General features: G+C 66.2%; 27 protein-coding genes. 12 read left to right on the top strand and 15 right to left on the bottom strand.

Annotated features, from left to right (window positions below; genetic code table 11):
• Positions 1-65 precede the first annotated feature (65 nt).
• On the bottom strand, positions 66-968 hold the full coding sequence (locus tag ACQR0W_RS00430; protein ID WP_409999218.1) for a hypothetical protein: 903 nt from the start codon (positions 966-968) through the stop codon (positions 66-68).
• 286 nt (positions 969-1254) lie between these two features.
• On the opposite strand from ACQR0W_RS00430, the gene ACQR0W_RS00435 reads away from it, so the two are divergent.
• Positions 1255-1818 carry a nitroreductase family protein gene (locus ACQR0W_RS00435; RefSeq protein ID WP_316170245.1) on the top strand — a complete coding sequence of 188 codons (564 nt, stop codon included), beginning with the start codon at positions 1255-1257 and terminating at the stop codon, positions 1816-1818.
• A gap of 239 nt (positions 1819-2057) precedes the next feature.
• Here the strand turns inward: ACQR0W_RS00435 and ACQR0W_RS00440 are convergent, their stop codons facing one another.
• From ACQR0W_RS00440 to ACQR0W_RS00450, 3 genes are all read right to left on the bottom strand, one after another.
• Positions 2058-4532, bottom strand: coding sequence for a putative bifunctional diguanylate cyclase/phosphodiesterase (locus tag ACQR0W_RS00440; protein WP_316170247.1), 2475 nt, complete (start codon positions 4530-4532; stop codon positions 2058-2060).
• 940 nt (positions 4533-5472) lie between these two features.
• Positions 5473-5643 carry an RNA polymerase sigma factor region1.1 domain-containing protein gene (locus tag ACQR0W_RS00445; protein ID WP_316170248.1) on the bottom strand — a complete coding sequence of 57 codons (171 nt, stop codon included), beginning with the start codon at positions 5641-5643 and terminating at the stop codon, positions 5473-5475.
• 81 nt (positions 5644-5724) lie between these two features.
• A complete protein-coding gene (locus tag ACQR0W_RS00450; RefSeq protein ID WP_315714673.1) occupies positions 5725-6801 on the bottom strand; it encodes a hypothetical protein in 1077 nt (358 codons plus the stop codon).
• 240 nt (positions 6802-7041) lie between these two features.
• On the opposite strand from ACQR0W_RS00450, the gene ACQR0W_RS00455 reads away from it, so the two are divergent.
• Entirely contained in the window at positions 7042-8061 is a 1020-nt protein-coding gene (locus ACQR0W_RS00455; RefSeq protein WP_315714674.1) for a patatin-like phospholipase family protein, read from the top strand.
• Here the strand turns inward: ACQR0W_RS00455 and ACQR0W_RS00460 are convergent.
• Positions 8048-8476 carry a CBS domain-containing protein gene (locus ACQR0W_RS00460; RefSeq protein WP_315714675.1) on the bottom strand — a complete coding sequence of 143 codons (429 nt, stop codon included), beginning with the start codon at positions 8474-8476 and terminating at the stop codon, positions 8048-8050. The genes ACQR0W_RS00455 and ACQR0W_RS00460 overlap by 14 nt on opposite strands.
• Positions 8477-8751: 275 nt before the next feature.
• Complete coding sequence (locus ACQR0W_RS00465; RefSeq protein ID WP_315714976.1) at positions 8752-9549, bottom strand: rhomboid family intramembrane serine protease; 798 nt, start codon at positions 9547-9549, stop codon at positions 8752-8754.
• A 522-nt stretch (positions 9550-10071) separates the two neighbouring features.
• Here ACQR0W_RS00465 and ACQR0W_RS00470 point away from each other — a divergent pair.
• On the top strand, positions 10072-10629 hold the full coding sequence (locus ACQR0W_RS00470) for a PAS domain-containing protein (protein ID WP_315826219.1): 558 nt from the start codon (positions 10072-10074) through the stop codon (positions 10627-10629).
• Positions 10630-10835: 206 nt separating this feature from the next.
• Here ACQR0W_RS00470 and ACQR0W_RS00475 read toward each other — a convergent pair whose 3' ends face one another.
• Positions 10836-11822: an MBL fold metallo-hydrolase gene (locus ACQR0W_RS00475; protein WP_316170249.1), complete on the bottom strand. Its 987-nt coding sequence runs from the start codon at positions 11820-11822 to the stop codon at positions 10836-10838.
• Between the two features lie 183 nt (positions 11823-12005).
• Here ACQR0W_RS00475 and ACQR0W_RS00480 point away from each other — a divergent pair, with 183 nt between their 5' ends.
• The 5 genes from ACQR0W_RS00480 to ACQR0W_RS00500 all read left to right on the top strand — a co-directional run bounded on the left by ACQR0W_RS00480 (position 12006) and on the right by ACQR0W_RS00500 (position 16199).
• The gene (locus ACQR0W_RS00480) at positions 12006-12620 is read left to right on the top strand and encodes a PilZ domain-containing protein (protein ID WP_315714678.1); all 615 of its coding nucleotides are present in this window, start codon (positions 12006-12008) and stop codon (positions 12618-12620) included.
• Between the two features lie 332 nt (positions 12621-12952).
• Positions 12953-13579 (top strand): transglutaminase-like cysteine peptidase, encoded by a 627-nt coding sequence (locus ACQR0W_RS00485; RefSeq protein ID WP_315714679.1) that lies wholly within the window; start codon positions 12953-12955, stop codon positions 13577-13579.
• A 225-nt stretch (positions 13580-13804) separates the two neighbouring features.
• Entirely contained in the window at positions 13805-14221 is a 417-nt protein-coding gene (locus ACQR0W_RS00490; protein ID WP_315714680.1) for a hypothetical protein, read from the top strand.
• A gap of 254 nt (positions 14222-14475) precedes the next feature.
• Positions 14476-14991 carry a hypothetical protein gene (locus ACQR0W_RS00495; protein ID WP_315714681.1) on the top strand — a complete coding sequence of 172 codons (516 nt, stop codon included), beginning with the start codon at positions 14476-14478 and terminating at the stop codon, positions 14989-14991.
• 395 nt (positions 14992-15386) lie between these two features.
• Positions 15387-16199, top strand: a complete 813-nt coding sequence (locus ACQR0W_RS00500; RefSeq protein ID WP_409997891.1) for a dienelactone hydrolase family protein — start codon at positions 15387-15389, stop codon at positions 16197-16199.
• Between the two features lie 107 nt (positions 16200-16306).
• Here the strand turns inward: ACQR0W_RS00500 and ACQR0W_RS00505 are convergent, their stop codons facing one another.
• The 3 genes from ACQR0W_RS00505 to ACQR0W_RS00515 all read right to left on the bottom strand — a co-directional run bounded on the left by ACQR0W_RS00505 (position 16307) and on the right by ACQR0W_RS00515 (position 17530).
• A complete protein-coding gene (locus ACQR0W_RS00505) occupies positions 16307-16459 on the bottom strand; it encodes a hypothetical protein (RefSeq protein WP_315715000.1) in 153 nt (50 codons plus the stop codon).
• A 130-nt stretch (positions 16460-16589) separates the two neighbouring features.
• Positions 16590-16889, bottom strand: a complete 300-nt coding sequence (locus ACQR0W_RS00510; protein ID WP_315714683.1) for a hypothetical protein — start codon at positions 16887-16889, stop codon at positions 16590-16592.
• 158 nt (positions 16890-17047) lie between these two features.
• Positions 17048-17530, bottom strand: coding sequence for a hypothetical protein (locus ACQR0W_RS00515; RefSeq protein ID WP_316170250.1), 483 nt, complete (start codon positions 17528-17530; stop codon positions 17048-17050).
• A 75-nt stretch (positions 17531-17605) separates the two neighbouring features.
• On the opposite strand from ACQR0W_RS00515, the gene ACQR0W_RS00520 reads away from it, so the two are divergent.
• Both ACQR0W_RS00520 and ACQR0W_RS00525 read left to right on the top strand, forming a co-directional pair.
• Entirely contained in the window at positions 17606-17911 is a 306-nt protein-coding gene (locus ACQR0W_RS00520; RefSeq protein ID WP_316186822.1) for a hypothetical protein, read from the top strand.
• Positions 17908-18075, top strand: a complete 168-nt coding sequence (locus ACQR0W_RS00525; RefSeq protein WP_316170252.1) for a hypothetical protein — start codon at positions 17908-17910, stop codon at positions 18073-18075. Before ACQR0W_RS00520 ends, ACQR0W_RS00525 begins: the two co-directional genes overlap by 4 nt.
• A 28-nt stretch (positions 18076-18103) precedes the next feature.
• On the opposite strand, the gene ACQR0W_RS00530 is transcribed toward ACQR0W_RS00525, so the two are convergent.
• Positions 18104-18634: a gamma carbonic anhydrase family protein gene (locus ACQR0W_RS00530; protein ID WP_316170253.1), complete on the bottom strand. Its 531-nt coding sequence runs from the start codon at positions 18632-18634 to the stop codon at positions 18104-18106.
• A gap of 83 nt (positions 18635-18717) precedes the next feature.
• Positions 18718-19047, bottom strand: a complete 330-nt coding sequence (locus tag ACQR0W_RS00535) for a DUF6949 family protein (protein ID WP_009027540.1) — start codon at positions 19045-19047, stop codon at positions 18718-18720.
• A gap of 196 nt (positions 19048-19243) precedes the next feature.
• Between ACQR0W_RS00535 and ACQR0W_RS00540 the strand changes: the two genes are divergently transcribed.
• Entirely contained in the window at positions 19244-19942 is a 699-nt protein-coding gene (locus tag ACQR0W_RS00540; protein WP_316170254.1) for a hypothetical protein, read from the top strand.
• Positions 19943-20390: 448 nt separating this feature from the next.
• Here the strand turns inward: ACQR0W_RS00540 and ACQR0W_RS00545 are convergent, their stop codons facing one another.
• Together ACQR0W_RS00545 and cysE are read right to left on the bottom strand one after the other, a co-directional pair.
• Entirely contained in the window at positions 20391-20603 is a 213-nt protein-coding gene (locus ACQR0W_RS00545; protein ID WP_006611186.1) for a DUF3126 family protein, read from the bottom strand.
• A 266-nt stretch (positions 20604-20869) separates the two neighbouring features.
• Complete coding sequence (cysE, locus tag ACQR0W_RS00550; protein WP_315714689.1) at positions 20870-21700, bottom strand: serine O-acetyltransferase; 831 nt, start codon at positions 21698-21700, stop codon at positions 20870-20872.
• A 448-nt stretch (positions 21701-22148) separates the two neighbouring features.
• On the opposite strand from cysE, the gene ACQR0W_RS00555 reads away from it, so the two are divergent.
• On the top strand, positions 22149-23513 hold the full coding sequence (locus tag ACQR0W_RS00555; protein WP_409977901.1) for a hypothetical protein: 1365 nt from the start codon (positions 22149-22151) through the stop codon (positions 23511-23513).
• 121 nt (positions 23514-23634) lie between these two features.
• On the opposite strand, the gene ACQR0W_RS00560 is transcribed toward ACQR0W_RS00555, so the two are convergent.
• Positions 23635-24384: an alpha/beta fold hydrolase gene (locus ACQR0W_RS00560; RefSeq protein ID WP_315714691.1), complete on the bottom strand. Its 750-nt coding sequence runs from the start codon at positions 24382-24384 to the stop codon at positions 23635-23637.
• Between the last annotated feature and the right edge of the window lie 7 nt (positions 24385-24391).

Genomic DNA, 24391 nt, shown 5'->3' on the forward strand with positions numbered 1-24391 from the left:
ATCCCGGATGTCGCTCCCGCCGTCGCCCTGACGGGCTCCGGCGCGCGCTCATCCGGGCTACGCGGCTACGCCGATAGACTGGCGACAGCATCCGCCGAACCTCTGTCTCGACCCGCGGCCTGCAGCGCCACGTCGGCGCATTCGGCCATGTAGAGAAACATCGTCGCGAGCATCCGCTCGATCGCCTCGCGCCCCAGCGGCAGAATGGTGATGGCGTCGGTGCTGCGGATGAGCAGGCGCTTCTCCTCTGCGTCTCGCAGCAGCGTCAGCACGTGCTTGCGCGACACCGAAAAGCGGGTCGCCAGACCGTTGATTGAGAACGGCACGGGGCCGTCGGGCGGGAATGGCTGGTCCGGCCCGGCGCCTTGGGCCAGGCTGAACAGGATCACCATGCCCGCGGTCCGTTCGGCAAACGGCTCAAGCTCCGGCGCTCCGTCGAGGATCCGGACGCCGGCGATGAAGCGACGGCCGAGCTCGAGCACGAAGCTCTTCACGAAGGCCGGATCGTTCAACGCAGCCCGGTAACCCACGGCGGCCGGCAGCACCGCGCTCATGGCGTCGAACTGTACGCCCCAGCGCTCGCGATGCAGCGCGATCAGCTTGTCGGTCGGGACCAGCGGCCGCCGCCGGCGGTCCAGATTCGAGGCCGACGCCACCAGCCCGGTCGCCCGCATCAGCGCCAGCATGGCCTCGCAGCGGCCGCCGCTGCACAGGTCGAGCCTGGCACACATCTCCTTCATGGCGCCGACGGTGAGACCGAGCTCGCCGTCGCGCTGCTCGGCAAAATGCAGATACAGCGCGACGTGCGGAAACAGCGCCCGCGCCCGGTCGCTCAGCAGCGCATTGAGGATGCGATCGCCCCGATACAGCCTGATCGCCGATGCCGTCGACGCGCGCATCGCCCGTGCGAAACCAGCCGTCCCGCGCAGCCGCGCGACGGCGTCAGGTGACGGAATCAGTGCGGTCATCGGCACGTCAGATCTTGCACTCGAGGCAACTCCCGGCGGATCTCTTAGCACTATGTTTTTACCGGCCCGCCCAAGGTTCGACAATTCGCTGGGAATATCGTGCTTAGGACAGATGGCCGCATCGGATATGCCCTGATCCGCGTCGTCCCGCGCGAAGTCTTCGCCGAAACCCGCAAAGGCTGCAGCACCGGGTGCAGTAGAACCGATCAAAACGCCGTGCCGTGGTCTCGTTGCAGGCGGAGGCCCATGCTATCTGTCGCGCGTGCAACGAACGAGACCCACCGACGTGACCGACGCGATTGAACTGCTGAAGACCCGCCGCTCCGTGAAGCCGCGCGAGATGAGCGGCCCCGGCCCCTCGCCCGCCGAGCTCGACACCATTCTGACCATCGGCGCCCGCGTGCCAGACCACGGCAAGCTTGCGCCATGGCGCTTCATCGTGTTCGAGGGCGACGGCCGCCGCCGCGCCGGCGAGGTCATCGCGGCCGTGTTCGCCAGGAAGAACCCGCAGGCGAGCGCCGCCGAGCTGGAGGTCGAGAAGAATCGCCTCATGGAGGCGCCGCTGGTGATCGGCCTCGTCAGCTTCACCCGGCCGCATCCCAAGGTGCCGGCCTATGAGCAGGAGCTCTCCGCCGGCGCGAGCGCGATGAACATCCTGACCGCGGCCACCGCACTCGGCTATGGCGGCTGCTGGCTGTCTGGCTGGTTCATGTTCGACCGCGACGTGATGGACGGTCTCGGCCTCAAGCCGGAGGAGAAGCTCGCCGGGCTCATTCACATCGGCAAGCCGGCCAAGCCGAGCGAGGACCGGCCGCGTCCGGCGCTCGCGGACATCGTGACGCGGTTCTGACGAAGGCACGCGCGGGACCGGCGCGACCTTGAGGACCAGACGCCCGGCGATCGCTCGGCTCATTGCCGCGCCACGCTCCATCCGCCCAACCTTGCGAGCGCAAACAATCCAGGATTCCTCCGCGGAGGCCGTCTGGATTGCTTCGCCGCGCCGCGCAATGACGTGCGGAGACGCCTCAGCCCCCAACTAATTGGCACTCCGAAGCCGCGTGCAACATTCCGTACGCTTCCCTCTAATCCTCACGCCGCCTTCGATGATCTCGTGCCGAACTGCGCCAGCAGGCCCGCGATCTCCGAGGCCGGCTTGGCCGCGCTGAACAGAAAGCCCTGGACCTGATTGCAGCCCTCGGCGCGCAGCCACTCGAGCTGATCCGATGTCTCGACACCCTCGGCGGTGGTGATGATGTTGAGGCTCTTGCCGAGGCCGGAGATGGCGCGGACGATGGCGAGGCAGTCGGAGCGCTGCGCGAGGTCCTTCACGAAGGAGCGGTCGATCTTGATCTTGTCGAACGGGAAGCTGCGCAGATAGCTGAGGCTGGAATAGCCGGTGCCGAAATCGTCCATCGAGATGCGGATGCCGAGCTGGCGAAGCTGATGCAGCGTCGCCAGATTGGCCTCGGTCTCGGCCAGCAGGATAGACTCGGTGATCTCCAGCTCGAGCCGCTCCGGCGCCAGCGCCGACTGCGCCAGCGCCTGGACCACGACCTGCACGAGGTTGCGGCTGCGGAACTGCACCGCAGAGAGATTCACCGCGACCTTGATGCCGTCGGGCCATCGCGCCGCCTCGTGACAGGCCTCGCGCAGCACCCACTCGCCGAGCGGCACGATCAGGCCGATGTCCTCGGCCACGGGAATGAAATCGGCGGGCGAGATCATGCCCTTGTCGGGATGACGCCAGCGCAGCAGGCATTCGAATGCGGAGATCGCGCCGGTCGCGACGTCGACCAACGGCTGGTAGTGCAGTTCGAACTCGCCCTGGGCGAAGGCACGGCGCAGATCGTGCTCCATGTCGCGGCGCTTCTGCGCCTGGCGGTCCATCTCCTTTTCGAAGAACCGATGCACGCGGCCGCCGTCCTGCTTGGCGCGGTACAGCGCCATGTCGGCGTTCTTCATCAGCTCCTCGCAGCTCGCGCCGTCGCCCGGCGACAGCGCGATGCCGATGGAGGCACCGATCACGAGCTCGTTGCCGTCGATGTCATAGGGCGCGCTGAGCGCCGCGATCAGGCGGGCGGCACACTCACTGGCGTCGCTGGCGCCGCAGCTCTGACTGATGATCACCGCGAACTCGTCGCCGCCCAGCCGCGCCGCCAGCTTGCCGCCATGCATCTGCTGTGTCAGGCGGCCCGCGACCGCCTGCAGCAGCCGGTCGCCCATCGGATGACCGAAGGAGTCGTTGACGGTCTTGAACAGATCGAGGTCGATGCACATCACCACGATGCGGCGGTCGGCCGCCCCGGCGCCGTCGAGCTCCTGCGCGAGGCGCTGCTGGAAGAATTCGCGGTTCGGCAGGCCGGTCAGCCCGTCGTGGTGCGCCATGTAGGCGATGCGCGCCTCGGCGCGACGACGCTCGGTGATGTCGACGATCGCGACCAGCACGCCGTCGCGGCCATCGAAGGTGATCTCGCGGCCGTAGGTCAGCACCTCGATCTCGCTGCCATCGGCCTTGCGATGGCGCCAGTCGCGGTGAAACAGATCACCGTCGGCCAGCCGCAGCAGCGCGTCATCGAGGCTTTCCCATTCGCCCGGCGGCCAGAGATCCCAGACATTCATGCACAGCAGATCCGCCCGGCCGTAGCCATAGTGCCCGACCATCGCATCGTTGACATTGAGGATCTGCGCGGTCTTCGCATCGAGGATGCACATCGGCACCGGGTTGGCGTCGAACAGCAGCCGGAACGAGGCCTCGCGCCGCTTCAGCGCGGTCACGTCGGCAATGGTCAATGAAATGATGTCGCCAAAGGCGTGGGCGCCGAGCCTGAGACTGCGCGCCTCGCTGTCGAGCTCGAACTGGTCGCTCCGCCCGTGCGTGACGACGTCGAACAGCCGCGCCATCACCTCGGGCGTGCACAGCATGTTGCCGCCCTGCTTCAGCCGATGCCATTGCAGCGTCGCCGACGGCAGCCTGAGCAGGTCGGCCGCCGCGCGATTGTGATGAACCACCTGGAAATCGCAGGGCATGCCGACGCTGTCGCGGATGGTCGCGAGCGAGACCACGCCGTCGTCCGTCGTCGAGAAGATCGCATCGAGCAGATTATATTGCGCGTCGCGCTCGTTGACGTAGGTCCCGACCAGCGTACTGCCCCACCGCGAGTTGGTCGGCAGCGCCAGCACGTCATAACTGCGGACCATGCCGTCGCGGACGCAATGCGCATGAGCGAGATAGGGCTGGCCGCTAACGAGCGCGCAATTGGCCGCCTCCACCAGCACGGTGGCGCAATCCGGCGACACGGCTTCGACCGCGACGTCCCAGCGCTCGTCCTGCAGCCATTGCTGGACGTAGCGGCCGCTGCGCGAAATCTGGAGGCCACCGTCCTCGTTGTTGAGCACCGCGATATGATCGGCGAGACGGCCGAGGCTGCCCAGCATGACGTCCTCGTAGCGCGGCAGGCGCTGGCCCGGCTTCAATGCCGCCTGCCATTTGCGCCTGAGCACCGGAATGTCGTCAAAAAGATCGCTGCTGATCGTCGTCAACGCCTTGGTCGTCGCGGCACGCATCATTCCCACTCAATCGCCACCCTGTCGGTCCCGACGGTATCTGAAGCAGACACGGCTTTAACGAGCTGTAAATGCATTGGCTTCGCGCGTTGCGCGCAGCGATTGTGACAGTTTTAAGTGGTTCCATGGTTATCGCGCATTAGCGACTGTGACACCGGTCGTGAGGTCGACGGCGATCGTCCGATGATGTTGCTCGCCCGCTGTAGTGTCGCTCTCGTCTTGCCCTGCACATGATGCGACCTCGCGATCCCGCGGCGGAATCCGCCCGGGTTGATGCATCGTTCTCCACCCTCGATGATGATGTGAGGGCGCAGGGAGAGCCGGACCTCGACTGAGGCCCGTGGCCCGCCTGCGAAAAAAATGCAGGCGGCAGGTACCACAGGTCAGCCGGAAACCCGGCCCTCCCTGCGCGATGGCTGAACGGCTGCTTCGCGTTCTCCCTGGTGCGCCGGGCTTTCTGGCCACCATGCCCCGCACGACGCGCGAGCGTCGCTGTGAGGTTGATATCAGCATCGGGATATCAGGACCGCGCGACTTGACCGTGCGCAGCGAATTGTTCGTCGGCACGAGAGACTCGCGCTGCAATCCACTACGCCCACCGCTCCCCGCCTCGCGTCTCGTGACGACCGCGATACGCCCCTCATCTCGAGGCGGGATGCGCGGAAAGATCGACCTGATTTGCCCGACGACACAAGAACTAATAACTGCGACAAAGTAACCCGACGGGCAGATGTGCACGACTTAGCGAGTCGTGTCGCGCACCACTGCTTCGACAATCACCGCTGTCGTCCCGGCCTTGAGCCGGACCCATAGCCACCGGCCGCGGTGATGCGGACCACTGACAGCGACGTCCCCCGATAGCATCCGCGGTATGGGTCCGGCGTTCGCCGGGACGACACCCGTGGTCAGGCGCGCTCCTGCCAAAAACGCTGTTCTTGCATCAGTCCTCCTCGAGACGGATGCCTGCGTCGCTGAGCGCCCGCATGATCCGCTCGATGTCCTCGGGTTCGACTGTGTTACCCGGGCAAAGTGCGTTCAGCTCGTCGAACGTGATCCAGCCCTTGCGCTCGCCGATCTCGATGGCCTGGCGGATGATGTGGGATATCTGCATGCGGCTCTCCCGGAGACTGGCTCTCATAGATAGCGGGGAGAGTCGGTGTCCTTCTGCGGGGCCATTTCGCGTGCGAGCCGCTCAGCGCGCGAGCACCTCGACCTCGCCGTCAACGCCGTTGACGACGCTGAAGGAGCGTTCGAACACCTTGCCTTCATTCTTGGCGATCGCGCGGTAGTCGCCTTCGGACAGCACGACCTTGGGGAAGGCGCCGATCGATTCCTTGATCACGTCGCCGCCGGGGTTGATGACCGACCAGGCGGTGTTGGCGAGCGCCTCGCCGCCCTTGTCGGAGACGAGCTTCAAGGTGATGACCGCGGCGCGGTGCGTCACCGTGACGTCGGTGAGCTTGCCAGCCTGGACGCGGATGTCGGAGCGCACCACCGAGTTGGCGTCGCCATAGTTGGAGACGATGTAATAGGTGCCCTCCGGCAGCATCAGCATGTCGCCGGCGGCGACGTTCGGCACCAGCGGCGCCCGCTCGCGGCCGTCGAACTGGCTGCCCTTGTAGATGGCAAACGATATCTGGTTCTGCGGGATCTTGCTGGTGCCGACCCTGCCCTCGAGGCGCAGGCCCCCGGCCGGCAGCACGAAAGATTCGCGATCGGTCTCCGTCTTCAGGTTCACCGACCTGACCGCGCTGACGAGGCCGAGCGCGACATGCACGACATAGGTGCCGGGCGGCAGCACGATGTTCGGCGTCGGGCCGCGATCCTCGCGCAGCATCTTGAAGGCGCCGGATTCGTCCGGCCGGTCGGCGAACACGCGCCAGACCAGACCGCCATTGATGTTCGGCAGGTCCTTTCCGAACCGCGCCGACAGCGACAGCACGCCCTGATTGGGAGCCGCGGCGGGTGGAGCAGCAACCGGCGGGATCGCAGCCGGCGCGCCGGGTGGGATCGCGGCGACGGGCGGTCCCGGCAGCACCTGCGGGGCCGGTGGCGGAATGGGACCGGCGGCGGGGCCGGAGGGTGGCGCCAGGCTCACCGCCGCCCCGGGATCGGGCACCGAAGCCGGCGGAATCGGCGGTGGCCGGTCGCTGAACAGTTGCGCCGCGGCCGGCGGCGTCACGAGCCCGGTCAGCGGCCACGACAAGGCGAGCACAAGCCATAGCCGCCCGCTGCGCCGGAATCTGGTGAACCCGCGACCTGTCGTCATCGTCTTGCTTTTGAACAAAAACGCGGCAAATTCAAGCCTCTACTCAACTGTCGCGGAGGAACCCCGTAAGCAGCGCGCGACTTGGTCGCATTCTCCGGCGGAGAGTTCAAATCAGCGGCATCCGGCGCTCCCGTCGACCCGGCATAAAGGATGCTTCTGGTAGGCTGGTGCTAGGCTGTCATGCGTCATGAGTCCGTTGCCGACTCGTTGCACACAGTTTGCGTAGGCGTGGAGATCTCGGTGCTGGACATTCTGAAAGGACGCCGTGCGAACGGAACCGAAGGTTCCGATGTCGGTCTCGGCACGATCCGCAAGCCGGTCATCGGCCTTGCGCTTGGCGGCGGCGCGGCGCGCGGTTTTGCCCATATCGGCGTGATCCGGACCCTGATGGCGCACGGAATCGTGCCCGATGTCGTGGTCGGCACCTCGATCGGCGCCGTGGTCGGCGGCGCCTATGCGGCCGGCCAGCTCGATACGCTGGAGGAATGGGCGCGCAGCCTGCAGATGCGCAACATCCTCGGCTATCTCGACATCCGCCTCAACGGCTCCGGCCTGATCGGCGGCGAGAAGCTCGCCGCCCAACTCGAAGCCTCGCTCGGCCGCGTCACCATCGAGGAGCTGCCGATGAAGGTGGCGACGGTGGCGACGGAGATCCGCACCGGGCACGAGATCTGGCTGACCCATGGCAGCCTCGTCGACGCGATGCGCGCCTCCTACGCCCTGCCCGGCATCTTCGCGCCGGTCCTGATCGGCGACCGCTGGCTGGTCGACGGCGCCATGGTCAATCCGGTGCCGGTGTCGGCGGCGCGCGCGCTCGGCGCCGAGATCGTGATCGCCGCCAACCTGTCGAGCGACGTGTTCACGCATTCGACGACGATCTACTCGCATGGCCAGCCGGTCGAGGTGCCGGAGACAGTGATGGAGAGCGCGCCGCCGAAGCGGCGCTTCCGCAGGCTGTTCTCGCCGGAGCGCGCGGTGAAGCGGCAGTTCTTCGGCGAGGGCGGCCGGCCGGGCATCTCGTCGGTGATGGTCGACGCCTTCAACATCATGCAGGACCGCATCACCCGCGCGCGCCTCGCGGGCGATCCGCCGGACCTTCTGATCTCGCCGCGTGTCGGCCAGATCGGCTGGTTCGACTTTCATCGCGCGGCCGACCTCATCGCGTTCGGCACGAGGGCGGCCGAACGTGCGCTGGATTCCATCCAGGAAGCGATCGGCGCGGTGACGCCGACCGGCGGCGGAGCGACTACGCCGTCTTGATGTACTGGCGCAGTGCTTCCTGCTCGGCCTCGTATTCCTGGACGCGCCACTTCACGACGTCGCCGATCGAGATCAGGCCGGCCACGACGCCGCCCTCGATCACCGGCAGATGGCGGAACTTGCCGTTGGTCATCATTTCCATGATCGAGGCGACGGTATCCGCGGGCTTGCAGCTCACCACCCGCCGCGTCATCACGTTCGACACCGGCTCGGTCAGCGCGGCGGCGCCGCGCTCGCCGAGCGCGCGGACGATGTCGCGCTCCGAGAGGATGCCCTCCATCCGGGAACCCGACATCACCAGCACCGCGCCGATCTTGCGGTCGGCGAGCCGCTTGGCGGCTTCGGCGAGTGTGGTCTGGGACTCGACGCTCTCGACCTGATGGCCCTTGGTGTCGAGGATCGCACGTACTGTCATTGCTCGTCTCCTTGAGGGGCCGGTGTGCCTTCTTGAGCGAGGCGTCGTTGCGGCCGATGCTTCCAGCGATCGTCAGTCAAGCGAGTCTTCAATCAACAGTCTGGCAATGCAACGGATCCAATCCTTCTGATCGCGCTTTGGTTGCATTGCACTCCGCAAGCTGGCCTGCGCGGCACAAATCGCCTGCTTTCGTTCATCCGGAATCGTGCCCCGGTTGCAGTGGACGCAAATGATGAATGAAATCACCTGCGCTCGCAAGCGCAGGATCGCGGCACCTAACGGTCGACCACGTCGGACGGCAACGCAGGCGCAGCATCGTCACGCACATGCGGGGTGGGATCGAACAGCGCAAACAGGATCAGTCCGGCGATGAATCCGCCGATATGAGCCTGCCAGGCGACGTCGGCGCCCTCGGCGCCGGGCGTGATGCCGCCAATGCCGAACACGATGTTGACGCCGAACCACACTGCCAGAAAGCCGAGCACCCGCGGATTGCGCAGCGCACGCGTCAGCGACAGCGCCGGAACCCTGGCCGCCGCCTCGGCATCGCCGCGGGTGAACGACAGGAAGCTGCCGCTCACGAAGGCAAAGCGCATCGCCGCCGCCATGGTGCCGGACACCGAGGCCGAGGCGCCGATCATCGGCGCCAGCGCGTGCTCGTGCGTGAGCAGATGCGCCAGCGCACCGGCCGCCGCCGTCACCGCCATGAACAGATAGAACCGGACCGCCCCGAAGCGGCGCGCGAGCGCGCTGCCGAACGGCAGCAGCCAAAGCACGTTGAAACCGATATGCGCCAGATTGGCGTGCAGCAGCGAGTAGCTGAAAAAGGTCCAGATCTTGGCCGGCGTGCCGCCGGGAAACGCCCCGTCCATCAGGGTCTGGTCGTATCGTTTCGGGACGAAGGCGAACAGGTCGATGATCCAGCCGTTCCACTCGTCCGGCAGCAGCACACGCAGATGGATCACCGCGATCAGCAGGATGTAGGCGGTCAGTGCGCCCGGCAGATTGAGGATCGGCTCCCGCGCCTGCTGGAGCGGCGGATCCTGCGTGAGGTCTGACGAGGGGGAATCCAACGGAACGCACGCCTTCGACGAGAGGAACAGATCCGTCAGATAGGCGGCTTTGGCCGGCCTGTGCAAGCGCATGGCGGCAGAGTTGATGTGCAGCCCCGGGCCGCGGAGGCGAAAGGACAGCCGATCCGCCAAAAGAAAGAGGGAGGGTTCTGAGAAAACCCTCCCTCCGAGACCTGCCGGCCTTTGCCGCGTCCGGAGCGCCCGGGGTCGTTTTCCCCACCCCGCCCCGTCGCGACGACCAGACTTGTTTGACGCCGCCTGCGTGTAACTCACCGTATCGCGGCGGACCTTCCACCTTCCGGCCGCGATCTGATGAACGCATTGTTAACGATCGCTCGGCGGCCGCCAAGCTCATCGTTAATTTAACCTTAACGCGCGGAAGGCCGGGGGAAAGCCGGCACGATCGCACCATCGGCATGGACGCTGCACCACCCCTCCTGCGAAAACAAACCAGGGAGGCGCCTGGACGAAAGCGGGACAGCAATGTCCTCCGTGACGTCGAGGGCGCGAGGGATCACCGAGATGAAACATCCGTCCAATCGCGAGCTCTTCGCCTATTGGAACGACAGGCGCGGCCATGCCAAGGCGCCGGAGCGCTGCGACTTCGAGCCGTCGGCCGTGCGCGAGCTGCTCGGCGACATCTTCGTCTTGTCCTGCGATGCCGACAGCGGCTTTCCGTTCCGCATGGCGGGCACGCGGCTGTGCGCCCTGCTCGGCGGCGACGTCAAGGACAGGAGCTTTCCGGCGCAGTTCGCGCCCGCCAGCCGCCGCGAGATCGAGGAGATCACCGCGGTGGTCTGCGAAGAGACGCTGCCGGCGATCGCCGGCGTGACGGCGCAGGCGCCGGATCGCACGACCGCGCATTTCGAACTCCTGCTGCTGCCGTTCGCCGCCCGCGCGCATGAGCCGATCAGCCTGACCGGCCTGCTCGCCCCGTTCGAGACGCCGCAAGGCGCGCTCGGTCCGCTGGAGATGGTGTCATGGCGCTACATCCATCCGCCCGCCGGACCGATCGTGCCGCGCGCGTTGCGCAAGCTTGCGCTCGCCCGCGGCCTGATGGTGTATGAGGGACTGCGCTGAGTGCAGCGCCGATTTCATAGCCCGGATGAGCGCCAGCCGGAGCCCGAAGGGCGCAGGCGAAAGCGACATCCGGGACAGACCATCCTTACATCGCGTGCCCGCGTCGAAGCTGTCGCACGCCGACGGTGAATCGCCGGCGGACAGACCGCCCCCGCATGTCGCGGCGCTCACGCCGGCTACGGGATCTGGGCTGCCGTCCCGCCTCCTCACCGCGAGCCGGTCAGCGGCGTGATCGGACCGCCGTCGGGCGCAAACGCGGCGACGTGATCCGAGATGACGAACGACGTGAGATCGCGCCCGACCACGAGCGGGCCCTCATAGCTCGTCCGCGTGCGCGCGATCAGCGCCTCTTCGGGCACGTCCTGGACCGGCTTCACGGTGGCGAACACGATGTGCGAGTAGACCGCCAGCTTCGGCTTCGCCTCGGTGAAGATCCTGCCGGCCTCCTCCGGCGAGGTGTGGTGGTCCTCGATCGCACGATAGTTCGGATAGGTCTTGATCAGTTCGGGATCGATCACCGCCACCTCGTGGATCAGAAGATCGGCTCCCTCCGCCGCCTTCTCCACCCGCGGATCGGGCTTGGTGTCGCCGGACAGCACGACCTTCTTGCCGTCGAATTCGACGACATAGCCGAGCGCCGGCTTGATCTTCTCGCCGTGATTGACCTCGATGGCGCTCACCCTGACGCCGTTGCGCTCGTAGACGACGCCGGGCCCAATGTCGGCCGCGGCGAAGGCGACGCCTTCCGGCGGATAGTGCTCGTCATCGATGCGGATGCGGATGTCCTCGGAGAAGGCCTTGGTGAGATTCTCCGTCATCGCCACTGTCCCCTTCGGTCCGAACACGACCATCGGCCCCTTGCGCGAGGCCCAGGGCGTGCCGATCCAGCCGCTCAGCCACATGTCGGGCAGTCCCACCACGTGATCGGAATGCAGATGGGTGAGGAAATGCGCGGTGATGCTGCCGAGCGGGATGCTCTTCTGGAACAGGCGGATCGTGGAGCCGCGTCCGAGGTCGAACAGCAGCCGCTCAGGCCCGGCCTCGATCAGGGTCGAGGCGCTGAAGCTCGACAGCCGCGGCGTCGGCGTGCCTGTCCCGAGCAGGGTCACCTTCATCTCGGCTGCCGCGGCCGGCGGCGATCCAGCCACCACGCAGACCACGACCGCCACGACGGCTCCCAACAAGCTCCGCATGAACGTCTCTCCCATCTCCGTTGGCGTCATTGGCGCGATGTCGCGCCTGCCCATTCTATCAGCTCGTCATGGCCCGCGGCAGAGTGCTGCAGGAGCACAACGTAACGCTGAATTAACCGTGAAGGACTTAGTTTCAACACTGGATCATCCGGCACGCTAAGAGCCGGCTTTGAGTGGCGAAACATGGCGTTGCCGAACAAAAAACTCTCTCTTCCGGCCGCCGAGGAGCGCCGCCGTTTCCAGCGGGTCAAGGTCCACCTGCTCGGCCGCTACATGCTGCCCGACCGGCGCGAGTTTCCCTGCCAGGTGATCAACATGTCGCCGGGCGGGCTGGCGCTGCTCGCGCCCGGCATCGGCAATGTCGGCGACCGCGTGATCGCCTATCTCGACCATATCGGCCGCGTCGAGGGCAAGATCACCCGCATCATCGACAACGGCTTCGCCATGACGATCGGCGCCACCGCGCGCAAGCGCGACAAGCTCGCCGCGCAGCTGACCTGGCTCGCCAATCGCGACATCCTCAATCTGCCGGAGGATCGCCGCCACGACCGTATCATTCCGCGCAACCCGATCGCGGTGCTGACGCTCGAGGACGGCACCAAGATGACCTGCCGCATCATCGACATGTCGCTGTCGGGCGCGGCGATTGCGGCCGAGACCAGGCCGCCGCTGAAATCGCAGGTCATGCTCGGCCGCGTCCAGGCGCGCGTGGTGCGAAATCTCGAAGGCGGCTTCGCGATCGAGTTCACGCACGCCCAGCTCGCCGAAACGCTCGAAGACAGCGTTACCGCGCGGTAAAGCCGCAAGCCTCTGAAATCCCGCAACTTCACGGAGCACACGGCGTCCGCCACCACGGGCGCCGTGTGGCGTTCGGCCAGCGCACAGGTGATCCGGCGCAGTTAATAGTTGACGGGAAAAGCGCAGGGGACCCTGCAACGGCAGCGGTTCCCGGCTTAATGCAGCGCATTCGATTCAACCGCGAATGATTCAAATTTTAGCTAGATTCGATTCAAGTGAAAGTCGAATAAGCCCTTTGTTTTACTTGGATTTGCGTCAAATCCATCGTGGCGATTTAGCGGCAGCGAAAAATCTTTGTGAGACACATGGTCCCAACGAAAACGGGGGCCAAAATGGTCAAGCGGACGGGACAGGCAACGGGGTGGGCGGTCGCAGCCTTCCTGATGGCGATGGGCGGGATGGCGCATGCCGGTGATGACCGGGTGCTCTATGCGAGCCTGGGCGACACCGCACGGGCGCCGATCGGCTGGGTCGAGTTCTGCACCGAGGCGCCCGAGGAATGCCGCGGCGGCGCGTCGCAGCCCCGCGACATCGTGCTGTCCCAGACCGCCTGGCGCGATCTGCTAAAGGTCAATCGCTGGGTCAACGAGAACGTCAAACCCATCACCGACATGGACCATTGGGGCGTGGTCGAGAAATGGTCGCTGCCGACGGACGGCTACGGCGACTGCGAGGATTACGTGCTGCTGAAGCGCAAGCTGCTGATCGATGCCGGCTGGCCCCGCGAGGCGCTGCTGATCACGGTGGTGCGCGACAAGAAGGGTGAAGGACACGCCGTCCTCACCGTGAAGACCGACAAGGGCGAGTACGTGCTCGACAATCAGAACGAGAGCGTCGTCGCCTGGACCGAGACCGGCTACCGCTTCGTCAAGCGGCAGTCGCAGAGCGACCCCAACGTCTGGGTCTCGCTCGGCGACGGCCGCCCGGCAGTGGCCACCGCCAGCGCCAGAGAACGCTAAGGCGTCCGCAAGCGCTGATCAGAGAGGCGAGACACGAATTCGAGTTACGCGACCCGGTCACATCCCCACCCCTCCCCGTCCCAGACCGGTTCGCGCGCGGCCAGGCCTCCCCCAAGGCCTGGCCGCAACTTTTTTTGGCCTTGCTTTGACGATATGTCGCAGGCGGGGCGCGGCAACGGCCGGCCAACCTTGTTTTCCCTCGACCGTCGGGTTTAGGTTTTCGGCATGATGATGATCCTGCGAAGCGCGACCTTGCTGGCCGCGGCCCTGACCCTGGCGAACTGCTGCATGTCCGGCGCCGGCTGCTCGGGACCGCTGGCCGCGGCGGGCCCAGCCGCGCCGGCGATGGCCGCTACGCCCGCGGTGATTACCGCGCAGCCGACGAGCGCTGCGGCCGACTGGGACGGCCGTGTCGCCACCTCCGACGCCGACACCGAGATGGTGACGGAGCCGGACATCGGCACGTCGCGCAAAGGCGCGAAGCGCCGTGGCGACTCGCGGGTCGACGTGATGTCCGCGCAGTCGAGCTCCGGCTATCGCGGCCGGATGAGCTGGGAGGAGGAACAGGCGGCCGACCTCGCCGACGAGGCCCGCCTCAAGCAGAAGCTCACGATCTGCCGGAACTGCAGCGCAACGCAGTAAGCATTTGTCCGGCCGCAGTTTTCGGCTGGTCGCGACCGCGCCCCGGAACCGGCGTGGTGCATGCGGCGGGCGCGCCATTTCGGGCTTGCAGGCCTCGCTTTTGTCGGATTTCCTAATCAAAACCTGACGACTTGGTTCGTTCGCCAGATGCACGATTTGCGGGCTGGGCGGACAGCGTTCTCTGCTCGAGTTTTTCGCCTCTCCCAGTTTTCGGGAGGAGCATCCGAAGCTTTTTCAATTTGGGTGGTTTCGTGATGAATCCGGTGACGCGCGACACCAGACGCTACCCCGAGAAGCTCAGCCCGGCCCCCGTCAAGGGCGCCCAGCCGATCGCGCTCGCAGCCGCGACGCTCGTGGTGCTGATCGCGGGCATCGGCGGCATCATGTTGTGGCGTGCCTATGGCGGCGCGCCGGAAGCCGAGCGCGGCGCGGTGACGCGGCAGTTGCAGGCGCGCACGGTGCAGGCGTCCGAGCAGTTGGTGGAGAAGACCAAGGGCCTGGAGGCCACCCAGCAGGAATCGATCGACCAGTTGCAGATGATGCAGGAGCAGTTGCAGAGCATGCGCCGCCTGCTCGCGGCCCAGCAGGCCGATACTAAGCGCCTGTCGGACCAGGTCTCGACCCTGAAGGACTCCATCGATGGCCTGCGCCAGTCGTTCGCCAGCACGCAGAGCTCGGAGCAGGCCGCGCCTGCTCCACGCAACCGCAGCATCCGCGCCCGCGCCCATGCCAGCCGCGGCGGCCATCGGCATCGTCGCAACCGATCCTGAGACGGCCGGTCCCGACGCCTGCTCGTGGAATTCCCGCCGAATATTCCCAGGATCCTGTGAAGTGCTTCACAGATTGAAACCGGGAGTCACGCCATCCTGCCTTCACCGGATGGCGAGCCAATTTCAGGATGGCACAGGGCCAATTTCAATATCCGGGGCTGGCAAGGTCGTTGGCGCCATACTGCGCCGACGGCCTTGTTTTTTGTGGGGGCGCGTTCGACCGCCCGGAACGGATCCGACGCCGCGGCTCTCCGGCTGGTGACTTGCTTTTCCCCGTCAATTCTCGGCTCAATGCGCCCGTAAGACGCAGAGGAGCCCCCATGTCCGCCGATCCAGCACTGACGTCCGATGTCATCGGGCTGACAAAAGTCGCCCCCTTCTCACGCCGCGGCTTCATGACCGCGTCCGCTGCCGTGACGGCCGGCTACACGCTGGCTGCCGGCCCGGTGCGGGCCGAGGTCATTACCACCGACACCAACGGCCTGAATGCCGGAGATGCGAAGATCAAGGTCGGCGACCGCGACATGCCGGCCTATTTCGCGCGCCCCGCCAGCGCCAGCAATCCGCCCGTCGTGCTGGTCGCGATGGAGATCTTCGGCCTGCATCAGTACATCAAGGACGTGACGCGCCGTCTCGCCAAGCTCGGCGCGCTCGCCGTGGCGCCGGACTACTACTTCCGCAGCGGGACCGACCTCACCAAGATCACCGAGATCAAGGACCTGCTGCCGATCGTGAATGCCAAGCCCGACGCGGAGCTGCTGTCGGACCTCGACGCGACGGTGGCCTGGGCCAAGTCGCAGGGCGGCGACACCTCGCGTCTCGGCATCGTCGGCTTCTGCCGCGGCGGCCGCACCGTGTGGGAATATGCGGCGCATAGTTCGGCGCTGAAGGCGGGCGTTGCGTTCTACGGCCCGCTGATCGATCCGCCCAATCCCGCCTGGCCGAAGAGCCCGACGCAGCTCGCACCCGAGATGAAGGCGCCCGTGCTCGGCCTCTACGGCGAAGCCGACACCGGCATTCCCGTCGCCAGCGTCGAGGCCATGAAGGCCGCGCTCGCCGCCAACAAGAAGACCGCTGAGTTCAAGATCTATCCCGGCGCGCCGCATGGCTTCCACGCCGATTATCGCCCCAGCTATCGCAAGGACGCCGCCGAAGACGGCTGGGCGCAGATGCAGGCGTGGTTCAAGAAATATGGCGTGCTGAGCTGATAGCCGCGGCCCGGGCGAGCGAACCCGTCAGACTGCCCCCGCGAGGCTTCCCGCATGTCGCTTGCCGCATGTCGCTTGCGTTCATGCGGGCGCCGGACCGTCGGCTGCTAGCGCAGGCGACGATCGTCGCGACGGATCTTCGCCAGCTGCCTGCCGCCCTGCTCGAGCTCCCAGGCCATCCAGACCAGCGCGGCGCCCAGGCTGACGACGACGCCCATGAAGACAAACGTGAGTTCAGGGGATGTGAGTGTGTTGATCATGCCTGGATCCCATGCAAGCGTTGCGCCAGCTACTTCTCCGCCGCCGCTCCGCCGATCGGAGCGGCAACAAATCGTCACGAGATGTCGTTAAGGCGAAGTGACCGGATCGGCCGGTCGCCTCGCCCAAGCTTCATTCACACACCTCGACGTTGCGAAAGCGCCAGCCGCGCGCTGTCCGCACACGCTTGCGGGCGACGTAACAGCCGCCGAGGTCCTCGTAGGTGTACGGGTAGTAATAGGGATAGCCTCCGTATCCGTAGTAGCCGGGATAACCAAAACCCAAGCCAAACCCGAGTCCAAAACCCGGGCCAAAGCCACGATGGCCGAAGCCATGATGGAAACCGCCCGGCCCGTGCGCCGACGCCATGCCCGGAATCATTGCGGCCGCGATTACGGCGCCCGCCAGCAATCCCATCAATCTCTTGCGCATCGATCCGTCTCCAAATTCAACCGGCATGAGAGCGTCATTGTACTCTGTGCTCCCAGCGGGATGTCTCTAAGCCGGATTTGGAACGGCGCGCGGGCAACCCCGCTCACATCTGCGCGATCTCGATGTCGTTACGTGACGTCCGGAGCCGCGGGCAATATTCAGCAACCGCGGCAGATGCTCTTCACCTTCCGGTCGACCGTCTTGTTCTCCTGCTGAACCTGCTCATCGGTATCACTGGCGCGGTTCGGTCCCGTCGCCGCGGTGCCTCCCGCCGCTCCACGACCCACGCCGGTCGTGACGCCGGAATTGCTCGACCCCACCCGGCTTGCGCCCGAGCCGGACGACTGCGCTGTGCCGAGGCTGTTAGTCCCGTTTGCAGCTGCCGCCCCCGGTTGCGACAGCTGCGAGGGATTGCTACCGCTTCCGGCTTCGTTCTGCGCGTTGCCGAGACCGGCGACGTTCCCTGATCCTGCAGCGGTACCGGTCGTGCCGATGCCGGCGGCTCCCGCGCTCGCCGCGCCACCTGCGCTCGCTCCACCGCCAGCGCCTCCCGCACCGCCGCCACCGCCTTGCGCGAACACCGCAGTGGCCGTGCCGAGGCCTGCAATCACGATCAAGGTGCCCAATGAAAACCTGGCCATGGGACCGTCTCCCTTTACACTTCAACCCAGCCGGACGGAGCGCGTTCCGGAACGAATGTTGATCGGAGAGGATTGATGGGGCGAGGAGAGCAAGGAGCCGTGCGCAAGCTGATCGCCTTCGACGAGGACACGTTCGACAAGCTCAAGCAGCTCGGCCGCGATCAGATGCTGAGTCTGCAGGACCTCGCCGACGAGGCGTTCATGGACCTGTTGGAAAAGCACGGCGTACCGGCGGATCTGAAGGACGCGCTGCGCAAGAGCGCTGCGGAGGATGGCGATGGCGCAGGCAAGCCTGCGCGCAAACGCAAGAACGAGCTCGACGACAAGTCCAGAAACCAGTCGAAGCACAAGCCGAAGCAGAGGAGCAGGACGTCAGCATGAGCACCGACCCCGATCCGTTCGAACAGGGCGAGCGCGCCGCGCGCGCGAACATTCCGGCCGAGGCCAATCCCTATCAGGACGGCAGCGAACGGCATGCGCTGTGGGCGAGCGGCCACGAACGTGTCGCCAGCGCAGCGGAGGCAGGCGAGTCCGAAGGGACGTGAAGAATCTCCGACTCCATCGGCCGTGATGTCAGCCGATCTTCTTCAGACCCTTGGTGTAGCGCGGTCCCTTGGCGACATAGGCCTTGGCCGCGATGCCCATGCGCTCGACCTGCGCCGGCTCCAGCGTGCGCACGACACGCGCGGGCGCGCCGATGATCAGCGAGTATTCCGGAAAATCCTTGCCCTCGGTGATGATGGCGCCGGCGCCGACGACGCTGCCACGGCGGATATGCGCGCCATTCATGATGATCGAGCCCATGCCGATCAGGGCATCATCCTCGACCGTGCAGCCGTGCAGGATCACGTTGTGGCCGACGGTGACGTTGCGGCCGACGCGCAGCGGGAAGCCAGGATCGACGTGACAGGTGGCGTTGTCCTGGATGTTGGAGCTCTCGCCGATCTCGATCCAGTCATTGTCGCCGCGGATCACCGCGCCGAACCAGACCGTGACCTCCTTGGCGAGCTTCACCCGGCCGATCACGGTGGCATTGTCGGCGATGTAGTAGTTGCCGTCCGCCGGCAGTTCGGGCGCCTGCCCGTCGAGTTCGTAGATGGCCATCGAGGTCTCCCGTTCGCAGGCGACCTTGGCACAGCCCCCAGAGCGATTTCAAGCAAGCGCCGCTGCGGCGCTCGGCACGGGAACTAGGCCAGCACGCCCGCGGCGCGCAGCGTCATCACCACGAAGGTGCCGCACATCATGCTCCAGAAGCCGGCGATCACGGTCGCCAGCATCACGAACTCGAAGCGACGGCGCTCGATGCGGGCGCCGCGCAGCGTGTTGCGCATGATGATGAAAGGCGCGGCGAACACCAGGAATGGCACCGCGGCGAACCGCCGGGGCGTGACGCCCTCCTGCAGCAGTTCGAATCCCGGCGGACGTTCGGCATAGGCCTGGTAGCCGCTCGCCAAGGCGCCGGCCAAGGCGAAACCGATGAGGAGCGAGAACAGGGAATTGAACGCCTCTGCCGACATCGTACGCACTCACACACTTGCAGAACTGACCGATGCTGGTTTGGCAAAAAGCGACCGCGCCCGCCACATTATCCTTAAGGAAGGGTTAATGGCGGCCGCGGCCGGTGCGCGGCTCCCTGCAGGTAAGTTTCTGCAGAATGCCGCATCGCCATGGCATAGTCGGCGCTGATTCGGTCCTTGAGATCCCCTGCCCGCCATGACGATGTTTTCGGTCCGCAGTGCCCGCCCTTCGAACGGACATGGCCATGCCGTGCCGATCATCCTGGGCTGCGTGCTGGCGGCGGCGGCAATCGCGCTGGTCGCCTACCTGCTCTGGCCGACCTGGCGCGCCGGCACCTTCAAGGGACCCGAGCGCCTGCCGGTCAGCATCGGCGGCACCGTGTTCAACGTGCCGGCGGCCGCCATCCGGGTGAATATCCAGCGCCATACGGGGCCGCAGGAGCGCGTCGATCTCGGCTTCGAATATCCCTCGCTCACGCCGCCCGAGGCGCCGCATCACGTCAGCGCCGACCAGATCGATCAGGCGCCGCACCCGATCGATCGCATCTTCGTCTCGATATCGGCGCATCACGACGCGATGTCGCCCGAGACGCGACTGAAGACGATCTATCCGCGCTATCTCAATCCGACGGCCGTGCCGGTGCAGGACGGATTGAGCATGCGAAGCTTCCGCGCGGGCACAGCGTACGACATGGAGGATCTGTTCACGGCCGAGCAGCCTTTGCTGGTCGCCCGCTGCACGCGTGATGCCGCCACGCCGGGCATGTGCCTCAGCGAGCGCCGCGTCGAGGGCGCGGATCTCGTGTTTCGCTACCCCCGCAGCTGGCTGTCGCAATGGCAGGACGTGGCGAGCGCGATGGAGCGGCTGACTGCGCAGATGCACGCGGTGAAGTAGGTCGTAGGCAATCGTTGAAATCGTGGCCCGGATGAGCGCAGCCCGCGCACGGACGTCGAATGTGAGAGCTGCCAAACTCTCTCCGATCGTCATTCCGGGGCACGCGAAGCGCGAGCCCGGAATCCATACTCACGAGCGGATGTTGGGGCGACCACATGCGCCACGGCCATCGCGCGTCTCACGGCGTCCTGGGGCTATGGATTCCGGGCTCGCGCTTCGCGCGCCCCGGAATGACGGCGTGGATGGAAGCCGGGCTCATCCGCGGACGGATTGCGTGCTGACAGCGTGTGCGTAAGCACGCCGGAGCCGGTCTGCGGGAGCTGCTCTCTCAACCCGCGCGAGCGCGCCCCTGGGCGCGCCTGCACCACGATTCGTTCTGGCAACGCCGCCATCTTCGCAAGCGTCCCCGCATGCGCTTCGCGCTCATGCGGGCCGCTGCATCCGGCAACTACTCGACCAGATCGTCTTCCAGGATCGCCATCTGGAACTGGAACGAGCGGTCGTCGTCCTCGTCGTCGACGAACAGCACGCCGATGAACTCTTCGCCGATATAGACCTCGGCGGAGTCTTCCTTCTTCGGCCGCGGCACCACACGGATCTTGGGATTGCCGAACACGCGCTTCAGATACGCGTCGAGCTTCCTGACTTCCTGAACGTCCACGGTGATCTCCAATCGACAGCGAGGTTTGCAGATGATGCGGACGTTGCAGCGCGAACGTCCGTGTCCTTATGAGTTCGACATTCCAGCCCATCGATCGAGGCAAGACGAGCCGGCGATGTCGAACGACCTGAAAGGGACGCCGTGGATCTCACATTCACTCCGCCAAGACAAACGGCGGATCGTCAAATCCACAGACGCCAATGTGTTGGCACGAATTTCCCTGGATGAGAAGGTCTTGACTTCGCGGTCGCCGACGCGGTCGCGGCTCAGATCCCGATCGCGTTGATCATCTGATCCATGGTGCGCGACGGCTCCGCACAACCGGCCTCGCCGACGATCTTCGCCGGCACGCCTGCGACGGTGACGTTGTTCGGCACCGGCTTCACGACGACTGAGCCGGCGGCAATGCGCGCGCAATGACCGACTTCGATGTTGCCGAGCACCTTGGCGCCGGCACCGATCAGCACGCCGTGACGAATCTTGGGATGCCGATCCTCGTTCTCCTTGCCTGTGCCGCCGAGCGTCACGCCGTGCAGAATCGAGACGTTGTCCTCGATGATGGCCGTTTCGCCGCAGACGAAGCCGGTGGCGTGATCGAGGAAGATGCCGCGGCCGATGCGCGCCGCCGGATTGATGTCGGTCTGGAACACCGCCGAAGACCGGCTCTGCAGATAGAACGCGAAATCCTTGCGGCTCTTGCGGTACAGCCAATGCGCCAGCCGGTGCGTCTGCAGCGCGTGAAAGCCCTTGAAGTAGAGCAACGGATCGATGAAGCGCGTGGTGGCGGGATCGCGATCGTAGACGGCGACGAGATCGGCGCGAAACGCATGGCCGAGGTCCGGCTCGTCGCGCAGCGCGTCGTCGAAGGTCTGGCGGATCAGGTCGCCCGACAGCGCGGAATGATCGAGACGATCGGCAACCCGGTGCACGACCGAATCCTCGAGACGGCCGTGGTGCAGAACGGTTGAATAGATGAAGGTCGCAAGCTCGGGCTCGCGACGCACGATCTCTTCTGCCTCGTGGCGGATCCGATCCCATATCGGATCAAGCGTCGCCAGCTTGCTGCCCTGCTGCGGATTGGTCTGATGCATAGCCATGGCTGCTTCTCGCAGTTTCAGTGGGCGGGCCTTATAGCACGGCGCATGGAACGATGTCCTCAGCGGGCTGCGCGAGGCCGGGGATCCATTCCAGCCAGCCTGCCTCCCAGAGAACACGGGATTGAGACATTTCCGTTACGCCCCGCCGGTGACGTCCCGGTTGCGCCGCCATGCCATTCGGCACCGCGTCGGCTCAAGGTGGGCAGCAGGAACCCGAAATCAAGACGATCACCGGGGAAGCAATCGGTTCCCGCCCCTGGCGCACCCTGCGGGCGGATGGGGCGGATACCGGTGGCTGCGGCAAAAAGGAACCACCCGGAGGATCGAAGGCCGGCGGCCCCCCGTTCGATCACGGGATCGGCTTTACCATCCATCGCTCTGCGTCTACTAGTGAATATCGCCCTGACCATACTTCGGCCACGGTGCTCCTGATCGGGGGGACACGGGTATCAGTAACACTCAGATCCTGGACGAACGCGCGACCGAGGCCGGATTGGCCTGGCTCCCCGTCATCGTCATCCCGCTCTTCCTGGTCGCGCCGGCGCTGTGGAACGGCTACCCGCTGCTGCAGTGGGACACCGGGGGCTATCTCGCGCGCTGGTACGAAGGCTATCTGGTGCCGAGCCGCTCGACCGTGTTCGGGCTCTATCTGCATTGGGGCGAGGGCTCGAGCTTCTGGCTCAATCTCGGCCTGCAGGCGCTGGCGACGCTGTGGATCCTGCAGCTCACCTTGCGCCTGCTGGGACTGGCCCAACCGCTGCGACTGCTCTGGATCGGCCTGCTGCTGATCCTGACCACCGCCCTGCCCTGGCTCGCCAGCATGCTGCTGACCGACATCTTCGCTGGCCTGTCGGTGCTCGCGCTCTACATCATGGTCACTCAGGCGCGCCGGACCACCGTCCTGGAAAAGTGCGCGCTGTTCGGCTTCGTCGCCTTCGCCTCCGCCACCCACAGCGCTACGCTGGGCGTGCTGTTCGGCCTGTGCTGCGCCGGCTGGATCGCCTATCCCTGGCTGCGCCGGCAGATCGCGCTCTCCGGCCTGGTCCAGGCCAGCATGACGATCGTCGCGGGTGCGGCGATGCTGCTCGCGGCCAACTTTGCCCTGTCCGGCCAGCTCGCGTGGACGCCGGGCGGTACCGGCGTCGCCTTCGGCCGCATGCTCCAGGACGGCATCGTGGCGCAATATCTGAAGGACCATTGCGCCCGCGAGAAGCTGAAGCTCTGCCCCTATCGCAACGAGCTGCCGCCCACCGCCGACGACTTCCTGTGGGGCAACAGCATGTTCAACAAGCTCGGCCGCTTCGAGGGCATGAACGACGAGATGGGCTTCATCGTGAAGCGGTCGCTCGCGGCCTACCCGCTGTGGCAGGCCAGGGCCGCCGCGGTCGCCACCGCCGAGCAGCTGGTGCATGTGGCGACCGGCGAGGGCACCAACGGCTGGCTGCCGCACACCTATGGCATCATCGAGCGCTACGTCCCCTCGCAGGTCAAGAAGATGCGCGCCGCACACCAGCAGCACTGGGAGATCAGTTTCGCCGTCATCAACTGGCTGCACGTGCCGGTCGCGCTGGCCTCGATGCTGGCGGCGGCGGCGATCGCAGCGCACGCGATCTGGCGCCGGCGGCGCGACGACGTGGCCCTGCTCGCCATCACCGTGACCCTGGCGCTGCTCGGCAATGCCGTGATCTGCGGCGTCATCTCCGGCCCGCATGACCGCTACGGCGCCCGGATGGTGTGGATCGCCACCTTCACCGCGCTGATCGCGGCGGCGAGGTGGTTCAGCGGCGAGCGTGTGGACGGCTCCGCCGCATGACGCCCCCGTAGCCCGCATCAGCGACAGCCGGCGCCGCAAGGCGTCGGGATAGCGACATGCGGGGTCTCGCGCGCTGTGCCGGAGACCCCGGGGGGGCGCTGCGCTCGCCCGGGCTACGGCTTCAGCGCCGTGACAGAAAGTCGATCACCCCGGCCTTGTAGACCTTGTCGCCGACCGCGCGCATGTGATCGCGATTGGGGATATCGAGCACTTCGGCACCGGGGATGAGCGCGCCGAGCGCCGGACCGGAGCCCGACACTTCGTCGGCCGTGCCGACCGCGACCAGCACCGGCACGGCGATACGGCGGGCGTCGTCGCGCGAGATCAGGCCGCGCGAGCCGCGCATGCAGGCGGCCAGCGCCAGACGGTCCGAGCGGGTCTGGTCGGCGAAGGCGCGGAAGGTGCGGCCCACGGGATCGGTCACGTTATCGATCGAGGGCGCCTCGAGCGCGGCGGCGACGTTCTCGCCGGGACCGCCGCCTTCGATCATCGCCATGCCGATGCCGCCGAAGATCGCCGAACGCAGCCGCTCTGGCGCGGTCAGCGCGATATGCGCGGCGATGCGGCCGCCGAGCGAGTAGCCCATCACGTCGGCGCTGGCGAGGCCGAGATGATCCATCAGCGCCGTGACGTCGCTCGCCATCTCCGCGATCGAATACAGCGTGGGGTCGTACAGCTTGGCCGAATCGCCATGGCCGCGGTTGTCGAGCGCGATCACCCGGCGGCCATCCTTGCGCAATTCGGAGATCCAGGCCGGATAGACCCAGTTGACGTTCTTGCTCGAGGCAAAGCCATGGACGAGCACGATCGGATCGCCCTCCCCCTCGTCGATGAAGGCAATTTCAACGGCGCCGTTGTGAAAGCTCGGCATCGGTCGC

Source organism: Bradyrhizobium sp. HKCCYLRH1034, assembly GCF_051168375.1.
Lineage (GTDB): Bacteria > Pseudomonadota > Alphaproteobacteria > Rhizobiales > Xanthobacteraceae > Bradyrhizobium.

Coding starts and splice junctions, on each gene's coding strand:
- ACQR0W_RS00430 (WP_409999218.1), bottom strand. CDS start 968: ATGACCGCACTGATTCCGTCACCTGACGCCGTCGCGCGGCTGCGCGGG.
- ACQR0W_RS00440 (WP_316170247.1), bottom strand. CDS start 4,532: ATGCGTGCCGCGACGACCAAGGCGTTGACGACGATCAGCAGCGATCTT.
- ACQR0W_RS00445 (WP_316170248.1), bottom strand. CDS start 5,643: ATGCAGATATCCCACATCATCCGCCAGGCCATCGAGATCGGCGAGCGC.
- ACQR0W_RS00450 (WP_315714673.1), bottom strand. CDS start 6,801: ATGACGACAGGTCGCGGGTTCACCAGATTCCGGCGCAGCGGGCGGCTA.
- ACQR0W_RS00460 (WP_315714675.1), bottom strand. CDS start 8,476: ATGACAGTACGTGCGATCCTCGACACCAAGGGCCATCAGGTCGAGAGC.
- ACQR0W_RS00470 (WP_315826219.1), top strand. CDS start 10,072: ATGAAACATCCGTCCAATCGCGAGCTCTTCGCCTATTGGAACGACAGG.
- ACQR0W_RS00475 (WP_316170249.1), bottom strand. CDS start 11,822: ATGCGGAGCTTGTTGGGAGCCGTCGTGGCGGTCGTGGTCTGCGTGGTG.
- ACQR0W_RS00480 (WP_315714678.1), top strand. CDS start 12,006: ATGGCGTTGCCGAACAAAAAACTCTCTCTTCCGGCCGCCGAGGAGCGC.
- ACQR0W_RS00485 (WP_315714679.1), top strand. CDS start 12,953: ATGGTCAAGCGGACGGGACAGGCAACGGGGTGGGCGGTCGCAGCCTTC.
- ACQR0W_RS00490 (WP_315714680.1), top strand. CDS start 13,805: ATGATGATGATCCTGCGAAGCGCGACCTTGCTGGCCGCGGCCCTGACC.
- ACQR0W_RS00495 (WP_315714681.1), top strand. CDS start 14,476: ATGAATCCGGTGACGCGCGACACCAGACGCTACCCCGAGAAGCTCAGC.
- ACQR0W_RS00500 (WP_409997891.1), top strand. CDS start 15,387: ATGACCGCGTCCGCTGCCGTGACGGCCGGCTACACGCTGGCTGCCGGC.
- ACQR0W_RS00505 (WP_315715000.1), bottom strand. CDS start 16,459: ATGATCAACACACTCACATCCCCTGAACTCACGTTTGTCTTCATGGGC.
- ACQR0W_RS00510 (WP_315714683.1), bottom strand. CDS start 16,889: ATGCGCAAGAGATTGATGGGATTGCTGGCGGGCGCCGTAATCGCGGCC.
- ACQR0W_RS00515 (WP_316170250.1), bottom strand. CDS start 17,530: ATGGCCAGGTTTTCATTGGGCACCTTGATCGTGATTGCAGGCCTCGGC.
- ACQR0W_RS00520 (WP_316186822.1), top strand. CDS start 17,606: ATGGGGCGAGGAGAGCAAGGAGCCGTGCGCAAGCTGATCGCCTTCGAC.
- ACQR0W_RS00525 (WP_316170252.1), top strand. CDS start 17,908: ATGAGCACCGACCCCGATCCGTTCGAACAGGGCGAGCGCGCCGCGCGC.
- ACQR0W_RS00530 (WP_316170253.1), bottom strand. CDS start 18,634: ATGGCCATCTACGAACTCGACGGGCAGGCGCCCGAACTGCCGGCGGAC.
- ACQR0W_RS00535 (WP_009027540.1), bottom strand. CDS start 19,047: ATGTCGGCAGAGGCGTTCAATTCCCTGTTCTCGCTCCTCATCGGTTTC.
- ACQR0W_RS00540 (WP_316170254.1), top strand. CDS start 19,244: ATGACGATGTTTTCGGTCCGCAGTGCCCGCCCTTCGAACGGACATGGC.
- cysE (WP_315714689.1), bottom strand. CDS start 21,700: ATGGCTATGCATCAGACCAATCCGCAGCAGGGCAGCAAGCTGGCGACG.
- ACQR0W_RS00560 (WP_315714691.1), bottom strand. CDS start 24,384: ATGCCGAGCTTTCACAACGGCGCCGTTGAAATTGCCTTCATCGACGAG.